The 9,429-nt window shown below is 40.5% G+C and carries 5 protein-coding genes and 1 pseudogene; 5 read left to right on the forward strand and 1 reads right to left on the reverse strand.

Annotated features, from left to right (window positions below; all coding sequences use genetic code 11):
- Window positions 1-7 precede the first annotated feature (7 nt).
- The gene (gene leuS / locus ACFIML_RS05355; RefSeq protein ID WP_375687591.1) at window positions 8-2,650 is read left to right on the forward strand and encodes a leucine--tRNA ligase; all 2,643 of its coding nucleotides are present in this window, start codon (window positions 8-10) and stop codon (window positions 2,648-2,650) included.
- Complete coding sequence (locus ACFIML_RS05360; RefSeq protein WP_375687572.1) at window positions 2,637-3,233, forward strand: hypothetical protein; 597 nt, start codon at window positions 2,637-2,639, stop codon at window positions 3,231-3,233. Before leuS ends, ACFIML_RS05360 begins: the two co-directional genes overlap by 14 nt.
- On the opposite strand, the gene fsa is transcribed toward ACFIML_RS05360, so the two are convergent.
- Window positions 3,230-3,883 carry a fructose-6-phosphate aldolase gene (fsa, locus tag ACFIML_RS05365; RefSeq protein ID WP_375687574.1) on the reverse strand — a complete coding sequence of 218 codons (654 nt, stop codon included), beginning with the start codon at window positions 3,881-3,883 and terminating at the stop codon, window positions 3,230-3,232. The genes ACFIML_RS05360 and fsa overlap by 4 nt on opposite strands.
- Before the next feature lie 1,736 nt (window positions 3,884-5,619).
- Here fsa and ACFIML_RS05370 point away from each other — a divergent pair.
- From ACFIML_RS05370 to ACFIML_RS05380, 3 genes and pseudogenes are all read left to right on the forward strand, one after another.
- Window positions 5,620-5,742, forward strand: coding sequence for a hypothetical protein (locus ACFIML_RS05370; protein WP_375608608.1), 123 nt, complete (start codon window positions 5,620-5,622; stop codon window positions 5,740-5,742).
- Between the two features lie 149 nt (window positions 5,743-5,891).
- Window positions 5,892-8,099, forward strand: coding sequence for a primosomal protein N' (locus tag ACFIML_RS05375; RefSeq protein ID WP_375687593.1), 2,208 nt, complete (start codon window positions 5,892-5,894; stop codon window positions 8,097-8,099).
- A 129-nt stretch (window positions 8,100-8,228) separates the two neighbouring features.
- Window positions 8,229-8,412, forward strand: a pseudogene (locus ACFIML_RS05380) (hypothetical protein); the annotation flags it as partial.
- Between the last annotated feature and the right edge of the window lie 1,017 nt (window positions 8,413-9,429).

Raw genomic sequence — 9,429 nt, forward strand, 5'->3', positions numbered from 1 at the left:
AATGGGAATGACGATTGAGCATTATAAGATAGGTGAACGCTATAATCCACGTGCGAGAGAAAAAAAATGGCAAGAAATTTGGGATGAAAAGAAAATTTTTCAGACTGTCCAAGAAGATGCTCGTGAAAAATATTATGTTTTAGAGATGTTTCCTTACCCTTCTGGCCGTATTCACATGGGGCATGTGCGCAATTATGCCATGGGAGATGTGGTTGCACGCTATAAACGCGCAAAGGGGTTTAATGTGCTTCATCCCATGGGGTGGGACGCTTTTGGGATGCCGGCTGAAAATGCTGCTATGCAAAATAAAGTGCACCCTAAAACTTGGACTTATCAAAATATTGCGGTCATGCGCGGGCAATTAAAACAATTAGGGCTCTCACTCGATTGGGCGCGTGAATTTGCAACTTGTGATGTGGAATATTACCACCGCCAACAAATGTTGTTCCTTGATTTCTATCAAAAGGGGTTGGTAGCACGTAAAGTGGCTAAGGTGAATTGGGACCCTGTTGATCATACTGTTTTGGCCAATGAACAGGTTGTTGATGGACGGGGATGGCGTTCTGGTGCGTTGGTGGAACAACGTGAGTTGACCCAGTGGTTTTTCAAAATTAGCGACTTTAGTGAAGATCTCTTGGCTGGGCTTGAAGAGCTGAACCAATGGCCTGAAAAAGTTCGCACCATGCAAAAAAATTGGATTGGAAAATCACAAGGTTTGCTGATTCGTTGGGCTTTAAAGTCGACAGGTGATGCTGGTGATGTTTGTGAAAAATTTGATGAGGTTGTTTGTTATTCAACGCGCCCTGATACACTTTTTGGTGCTTCCTTTTTAGCGCTGTCTGTTGATCATCCTATTGCACGAGCTTTGGCAAAAAAAGACAAAGCGTTGAGTGATTTTATTGAAAATTGTCGGTGTGGTGGAACGACAACGGCAGCTCTTGAAACAGCTGAAAAACAAGGGTTTCTCACGCCCCTTTTGGCTGTTCATCCTTTCGATTCAACGGTGCATATTCCCGTTTATATCGCTAATTTTGTGCTTATGGACTATGGAACAGGGGTTGTTTTTGGTTGTCCTGCTCATGATCAGAGAGATTTCGATTTTGCGTGTAAATATGACCTTCCAATAAAACCGGTGGTTTTGCCTTTAGGAGTTGAGAAAGAAGATTTTGTCACACCTGAAGCGCCTTATGTTGGTGATGGGGTGATGATTAATTCTAGATTTTTGGATGGTTTAACACCCCAACAAGCCTTTGAAGAAGCAGCCAAAAGGCTTGAGAAACAAATGTTCAATGGGCAACCGCAAGGGAAGAAAACAGTGCAATTTCGTTTGCGTGATTGGGGGATTTCGCGGCAACGTTATTGGGGGTGCCCCATTCCCATGATCCATTGTACATCTTGTGGGGTTGTCCCTGTTCCGCGTGCTAATTTACCGGTTGTGTTGCCGGATGATGTTACTTTTGATCAACCAGGAAATCCTCTTGCGCGGCATGAAACATGGCAAAATGTTACTTGTCCTTCCTGTGGTCAACCTGCCAAACGTGAAACCGATACCATGGATACATTTGTTGACTCTTCTTGGTATTATGCACGCTTTACGGCTCCTTTTGCATCAGAACCGGTTGACAAACACGCAACCGCTGAATGGTTGCCTGTGCAACAATATATTGGTGGAATTGAGCACGCGATTTTGCATCTTCTTTATGCGCGCTTTTTTATGCGTGCCATGAAATTGTTAGGTTATGTGACGGTTGATGAGCCTTTTAAGGGGCTTTTTACGCAAGGGATGGTGGTGCATGAAACCTATAGGGATGAACAGGGTTGGGTTTCTCCAGCAGAAATTTCGATTGTTGAAAAAGATGGAAAGCGTCAGGCTTATAAATTAACCGATCAAAGTGAAGTGACGATTGGTTTGATTGAGAAGATGTCTAAATCAAAAAAGAATGTTGTTGATCCTGACGATATTATTGCATCTTATGGTGCTGATACTGTGCGCTGGTTTGTGTTGTCAGATTCTCCCCCCGAGCGGGATGTTATCTGGACAGAATCTGGTGTTGAAGGGGCTCATCGCTTTGTCCAGCGTGTTTGGCGCCATGTGGCTTTGAGTGCTTCTGTTTTAAAGGATATATCCCCTTGTGCAGGGCATCAAGGAGCGGCTTTGGAACTCTCAAAAGCAGCCCATCGTACGCTCCACGCTGTAGAAGATGATTTGGAAAAATTCGCTTTTAATCGGGCTATTGCACGCCTTTATGAATTCTTGAATATTATGGCACCGTTGTTAAATAGGATAGAAAGTGTTGACGATGAAATGAAAGCTTCTTTACGTCAAGCTATGGATTTTTTTCTTGCCATGATTGCCCCAATGATGCCTCATTTAGCAGAGGAATGTCATGCAGCTTTAGGGGAAGAGACTTTAATGTCTACGCTTGCTTGGCCTGTTTATGATCCTGCATTAATCGTTGAAGAAAGCTATACTTTGCCGGTGCAAATTAATGGTAAAAAACGTGGTGAGGTGACTGTTGCAGCAACAGCCGATGAGGTGATGATTAAAGAAGCGGTTTTGGCTTTAGATTTCGTACAGGCGCAGCTGATTGAAAAGCCCGTGAAAAAAATCATTGTTGTTCCAAAAAGGATTGTGAATGTCGTTCTTTAAAAGTTTTCTGCTTATCGTTTTAGCTGGTGTATTCACACTGTTGTGTGGATGCAAAGTTGAGCCGCTTTACCGTCAGGAGTCGCAGAGTTCAATGGCGATGAATTCTGCTTCTTATGGAAAATTTGCTTCTGGGCAAGCTTCTTTGGGGCTTGCGCAAAAGCTCGCCTCTATTGTTGTGGAAGAACCTTCAGATCGTTTTGGTCAAATGGTGCGCAATCATTTACTGTTTCTTTTGTATGGGAATGGGGGTAAATCTTCTCTACCGGCTTATCGATTAGCATTGCAGACATCCGTATTTACAAGAGAATCGATGCAGATAGAGGTTGATTATGATAGAAAGAGAGAGGGACGACCTTCTGTTGGAACTGTTATGAGCAGAGCTTCTTATACTTTGCAGGATATGAAAAATATGCCTGTTGCAAAAGGAACAGCAATGATGAATGCATCTTTTGAACGCCTTCGTCAAGAATATGCAACGCTGCAAGCAGAAGAAGATGCAAAAAAACGTGTCGCGGAAGAGTTGGCTGAACAGATCTTTTTGTTACTTTCAAAAGATCTTTCCAATAAAATTTCTAGCCATTAAACAATATTTTGTCCTGTTTTTTTCCAGTCGTCGAGGAATATTTGCAATCCTTTATCGGTGAGAGGATGTTTGACCAGGGCTTTTAAGACTGTTGGTGGAACTGTTGCAACGTCAGCACCGCTTAGTGCTGCTTCTTTGACATGATTAACGGTGCGGATTGAAGCGGCTAAGATTTGTGTTTCAAAGTTATAGTTATCATAAATTGTGCGTATTTCATGAAGCAGTTCACTTCCATTATTTCCGCAATCATCAAGTCTCCCAATAAAAGGTGAAACGAATGTCGCGCCTGCTTTTGCTGCTAATAAGGCTTGATTGGCAGAAAAACAAAGGGTGAGATTTGTTTTTAGTCCTGCTGCTGTGAGGGCTTTACAGGCTTTTAATCCATCAAGTGTTAAAGGAAGCTTGATACAAATATTGTCGGCAATCTTTGCTAAAACAGTCGCTTCTTTCATCATGTCTTCAAATTGAGTTGCTGCAACTTCAGCAGAAACAGGTCCGCTAACGAGAGCACAAATTTCTTTTGTAACATCAAGAATATTGCGTCCTGATTTTAGGATAAGAGAGGGATTGGTGGTAACACCATCAACAAGGCTTAAATTCTGTAACTCTTGAATTTCTTCGATATTGGCGCTATCCACAAAAAACTTCATATCTAACCTCTTCTTTTTAGCTTTTATCCTATTTTTTGTTATGCGCTATTGTTGACGGCAAAAGCAAGAGAAAGAATTAATATCTGTGTAAAGAACAAGAATGCTATGGTGTTAATCATATACTCGTTTTCGGTAAAGAAATACGATTTATCGTTTTCACACCCATTTCATAGTGTTGCTCGTAATAAGGTATAGAATTCATTGTGTACCAACATTTTTGCGTAGCGGTATTTTTATACTTATGAAAATAGGCTAGCATTATCACACACTTTGCTCATTTCTTATTTGCGATTGCTCTTGATATTTGAGTGTGCATCATAAGATACCTTCGGTACGTTTAACCTTATTTTTGATGAAAACGAATGGATTCATTGTGTCGTAATAAAACACCATTGAAGAAGGCATGTAAAATTTTACGCATGAAATATTTTATATGGTCAACATATTGATTTATAATGATAAATAATTGTTTAACTTAAATTATAACGCCAAAGACAGAAAGATTTTCTCATCACGTATTTTGCTTTATATTGAATCAATTAAAATCACTTGTTTGCACGTCATAAGAGGGGCAGGAATGTGGGGAATAAGTATTTCAGAAAGTACTCAAGATGCTTCTTATGAATTGTTTCAAGTGCTAAGGGGGGGCAACATTCATGAGCTGGCAAGGTATGTGATGGGTGCTGGTTTACTCCTTTGTGAAGCGTAAAGATGGTGGTGATCAGTGGATTTATCATTATACCATTCATGGTTTGCGTTGCGAAAAGGGCGTGGATTTGTATGAGAGTTTGATAAATATTTAGAGAAAGGAGCTGTATCTTATAAATTAGCTTACTTTAGGAGGGAGATATGAATCACATAAAGAAGTTGTAAGTCCGTTTAGGAAGCAGGATTATTTACAAAACATTATGTACAGGACATTATTTATAGATCGGCGGGGTTAAGAATCTTCATTTTTGAAATGTGGCGAGGACCCTCAATGATTTATAATCATTGGAAGTTCCATAAGAAGATGAGAAAAATGGGCTAAAATAGCGTTTAATGTCTTAAAAATTTCATTGGAAAGATCTTTTGACAATAAAAATCTGTATAAACAATTTTTTAACCCTATACTTTTGTACTGCATTGCATTGATTCATAAAGATAATTCACTTTTTGTATGTTGAATGAGAACCCCGAAAATCGTAGATTCTCTCGTTCTAAACCTGTTTTATGTTGAATCAATAAAAATCATTTTCTTGCGGGTGATAAACGGGAAAAGCCGTGGAGAGTGAAACTGTCCAAAAAAGAAGAGAAAATACCTTTTATGAATCATTTTAAGTGCCAAGGGGCTTGTTGGCAACATCCACGAGCTGGTAAGGTGTGTGTTGGTACCGGCTTATTGCTTGTATTGTTGTTGCGTAGTTTCAACTAGGTTGAAAAATGTACGCATTGTTTCCACGCTTTGGCATGAAGCAAGACAAATATTGCCAAGACAAATATTGCGATGGTTTTGCGCACTATTATCCCACCGGTACTCAAAAACATGGCGTACTCTCTCTCATTAATAAAGATTTACAAATGTTCCTCGATGGGTTTGAAATGAGAAAAATTTATCGTATTGAGGGGTTCTCATTCAACATACAAAAAGTGAATTATCTTTATGAATCAGTTTATTGAGGATTAAATTGAAACATGAGGCGCAAAAAAAATAAAAGTTTTTGTGTTAAGAATAAGTTGCACTATGGGATAGTGTTGTGGAGGGGTATACTTACGATATCATGTTGAATGTTTATAGTAGATGGGCTTTATTTGCACTGGAGAATGGCGCTGGTTTTTTTGCTATAGAGGATGAGATTGGTTTTTTGTTGGTGCTTTGATGATGGAATGAGTGTTTAAAAGAATTTTTGTGAGAAAAGTGCTGTGATAGGAGGGAAAGATTGAATCCCGCAATGAATTTTAATTAAGAGTATTTAAAGATAACGTATAGACCTGTTGGTGCTTGAGGGGTTGTAGATTGGTTAAAAAGATGAATTCAAACATGATGGAGGAAAAGATTGTATCCGTATTGGTTCCTCTTCCTGTTGCTCACCCTTATAGTTATAAAGTTCCATCTTCTATGGAGGTAAACGTTGGGTCTTTTGTTCGGGTTCCGGTGATGGGGCGTGAACTTTGCGGTTTTGTTGTGGACGTTGAAGAAAAGAGAGCCGATGGGCAAGGGGCTGCACCTGTGGCGCGTGAAAAATTACGCTTTCTTCTTCATGTTTTTGATTGCCCCCCATTAAAGGCAGAAATGATCACATTTTTGCGTTTTGTTAGTCGCTATACAATGGCACCTTTTGGTCTTGTTGCACGATTGGTTTTGTCTGTACCGGCTGCTTTAGAGCCGGAAGCGCAGATGCTGGGTTTGCGATATTGTGGTGGCAATGTAGAACGTCTCACACCAGCGCGATCACGGATTTTGGAATTGGTGCGTGATGAGAAGATATGGACACGTTCTGGTCTGGCACATGCGGCTGGAACTTCGGTTTCTGTTGTTGAAGGTTTAAAAGCTCTAGGAGTTTTCGAAGATGTTATGGTTCCTGCTCCTGACCTTGTGGAAATGCCTGATCCTGATTTTTGTCCTCCTCAGTTGCAGGGAGCGCAAAATGAAGCAGCAACAGTATTGCGGGAAGGTGTTTTATCTTCTCAGTTTCAAGTTTTTTTGCTTGATGGTGTGACTGGATCTGGAAAGACAGAAGTTTATTTTGAAGCGGTTGCTCAAGCCTTCAAAGGCGATAAGCAGGTTTTAATTTTATTGCCGGAAATTGCTTTAACTCAGCAGTTTTTAGATCGTTTTTATGCGCGCTTTGGCGCTGCGGCAGCAGAATGGCATTCTGATTTGACGCCACGTCGTAGAGAACGCGTCTGGCGGCAAGTCGCAGAAGGGCGGGTGCGTGTTGTGGCTGGGGCTCGTTCGGCGCTTTTTCTTCCCTTTCCTAAGCTTGGCTTGATTGTTGTCGATGAAGAACATGATAGCGCTTATAAACAAGAAGAGCGCATTTTTTATCATGCGCGTGATATGGCAGTTGCTCGGGGCTCTTTTGAGCATTTTCCTGTTATTTTATCCTCAGCCACACCGTCGATTGAAAGCCAAGCCAATGTTTTAAAAGGGCGTTATCAAAAGGTGCATTTACCATCCCGTTTTAAAGAAGTCGCACTTCCACAGTTGCGGGTGGTTGATATGCGTCAAGGAGGGGTGCAAAAGGGGCGCTTTATTTCTTTTGCTCTTGAAAGAGCTTTAAAACAAACGCTTGATAAGGGTGAACAAGCTCTTCTTTTTCTTAATCGCCGTGGTTATGCACCTTTAACTTTATGCCGAATTTGCGGACATCGTTTTCATTGTAACGATTGTTCAAGTTGGTTGGTAGAACATCGCGCGCAAGGGCAACTGAAATGTCATCATTGTGGATATCATGAACCACTTCCTGAAGCCTGTCCTGAATGCGGAACCTTAGATCATCTTGTGGCTTGCGGACCGGGTGTGGAAAGAATTGCCGAAGAAACACAGATGCTTTTTCCTCAAGCGCGATCATTGATCCTTTCAACAGATCTTAAAGGGGGAATTGGGCAGTTGCGAAGCGAATTGCAAGCCATTGCCAATGGCGATGTAGACATTATTATTGGAACACAGCTGGTCGCTAAAGGACATCATTTTCCCAAGCTCTCTCTGGTTGGTGTTATTGATGCTGATCTTGGTCTTGCCAATGGCGATTTACGCGCAAGTGAACGTACCTATCAGCTGCTTTCTCAAGTTACCGGAAGAGCAGGGCGTGTGGGATTGAAGAGTTTAGGATTATTGCAAACCTATCAACCAGATCATCCGGTCATCAAAGCCTTACTTGCATGCCAGCCAGAAGATTTTTACACACGTGAGATTGCAGCACGTCAGCATTATCATTTGCCCCCCTATGGGCGGCTTGCCTCTTTGATTGTGTCGGCACAACAGCGCCAAACAGCAGAACATTATGCGCGCGCATTGCGTCAAGCAGCACCACGGGAAAAAAATATCTCTGTTATGGGACCAGCAGAAGCGCCTTTGGCTTTGGTTCGGGGGCGTTATCGTTTTCGGCTTTTGCTGAAAGGACAGCGCTCTTTTGATATACAAGGGTTTATACGTGTAATGCTTAGTAGTATACCCAAAATGCCCAGTTCCGTTCGGGTTCAAATTGATATTGATCCGCAAAGCTTTTTCTAAAACCAGTATCGCATAAAGCGAAGGTCTTTTTGCTTAAGGTGCTTTACTTGAACTCTTCTTATTATTCAGAATAAGCATCCAAGCAGCAAAATATGATATATGTACATTGCATTAAGCAGCGCCACGGGAAAAAATATCTCTGTTATGGGACCAGCAGAAGCGCCTTTGGCTCTGGTTCGGGGGCGTTATCGTTTTCAGTTTTTGCTGCTTTTTTTATTTTAGGGGCAATATTCTTTGGATAAGGGGGCAATGCTTAGCGGTATACTCCAAAATGCTCAGTTCTATTCTGGTTCAAATTGATATCGATCCATAAAGCTTTTTCTAAAGTCTGCGCAATATTAAAATGAAGGGTGTGGATTTAAGAAGATCGTGTTTTTGATGTTGTTTGACAGTCAAATCTCATACAGCAGCATGTAACAGAAAATAAAATGTTTTTGTACTGTACGAGTCGTTTTGATGTTATACCCAATTAGAGTGAAAAATATTATATCTGCTTTATTTATCTTTGATGAGAACACAGATTCATTTTGGAGCGTAAAGGTAAAAATGAGCGTCTATCGTTACCATCTTTTTATTTGATTTTATCGTTTTAAAAGCGTTCATAGCAATATTTTTTTCATGGAGCTGTTCCAGTTCTTCACGCTTTTATTACCCTCATTTTTTAATGGGGTTGCGTTTTTCATGCAAAGCAGAGCAACCAAAACAGAATATTATTGTATTGTTACATTTCTTGTTTAAGTAAGTGTTTCTCAGTACGCTCGAATTCATTTTACGATGTTATCCGTGAATAATATAATGTAAGGGCTTTCATGAATGCAGAAGCTGTTAGGGAGTGCCACCTTTATTTTATAAAGTACCGGTTGGCACCATTATATTATTTTAGCTCTTAGTCTTACAAAAGCTCTTGGTCCTTGAGAGCGTTTATAAGAGATGTTTTTTCTTTAATCATTTTATCCATCTTCCTTACTTGTAATGGAGCAAGAGAATGATTTTGATCAAAGGATTTGAAATGAGAGAATCTTACGATGTTGGGGAGTATTCAGTATGAAGAAAGAAGCATTATCATTATAAATCAATGCATTGTATATTTAAGTTGTATATTTAAAAAGTGTTTTTAAAAGGAAATAATTTGGTGAAATGTTTTCAGAAGCGTGGGTATTTGAAGAAAAAAGATCAAATTTTTCTTAATTTTAAGAGGGATATCCGTTATTTTTTCTTGCTTATGAGTTTGAAATAACACATTTTTTCAGTCGCAGTCGCAGTCGCAGTCGCAGTCGCAGTCGCAGTCGCAGTCGCAGTCGCAGTCGCAGTCGCAGTCGCAGTCGCAGTC

This window comes from Bartonella sp. AC62GZZY, assembly GCF_042196525.1.
In the GTDB taxonomy this organism is placed as follows: domain Bacteria; phylum Pseudomonadota; class Alphaproteobacteria; order Rhizobiales; family Rhizobiaceae; genus Bartonella.

Excerpts from the sequence above, each read along its gene's own strand:
- leuS (WP_375687591.1), top strand. The coding sequence starts at position 8 with ATGACGATTGAGCATTATAAGATAGGTGAACGCTATAATCCACGTGCG.
- ACFIML_RS05360 (WP_375687572.1), top strand. The coding sequence starts at position 2,637 with ATGTCGTTCTTTAAAAGTTTTCTGCTTATCGTTTTAGCTGGTGTATTC.
- fsa (WP_375687574.1), bottom strand. The coding sequence starts at position 3,883 with ATGAAGTTTTTTGTGGATAGCGCCAATATCGAAGAAATTCAAGAGTTA.
- ACFIML_RS05375 (WP_375687593.1), top strand. The coding sequence starts at position 5,892 with ATGAATTCAAACATGATGGAGGAAAAGATTGTATCCGTATTGGTTCCT.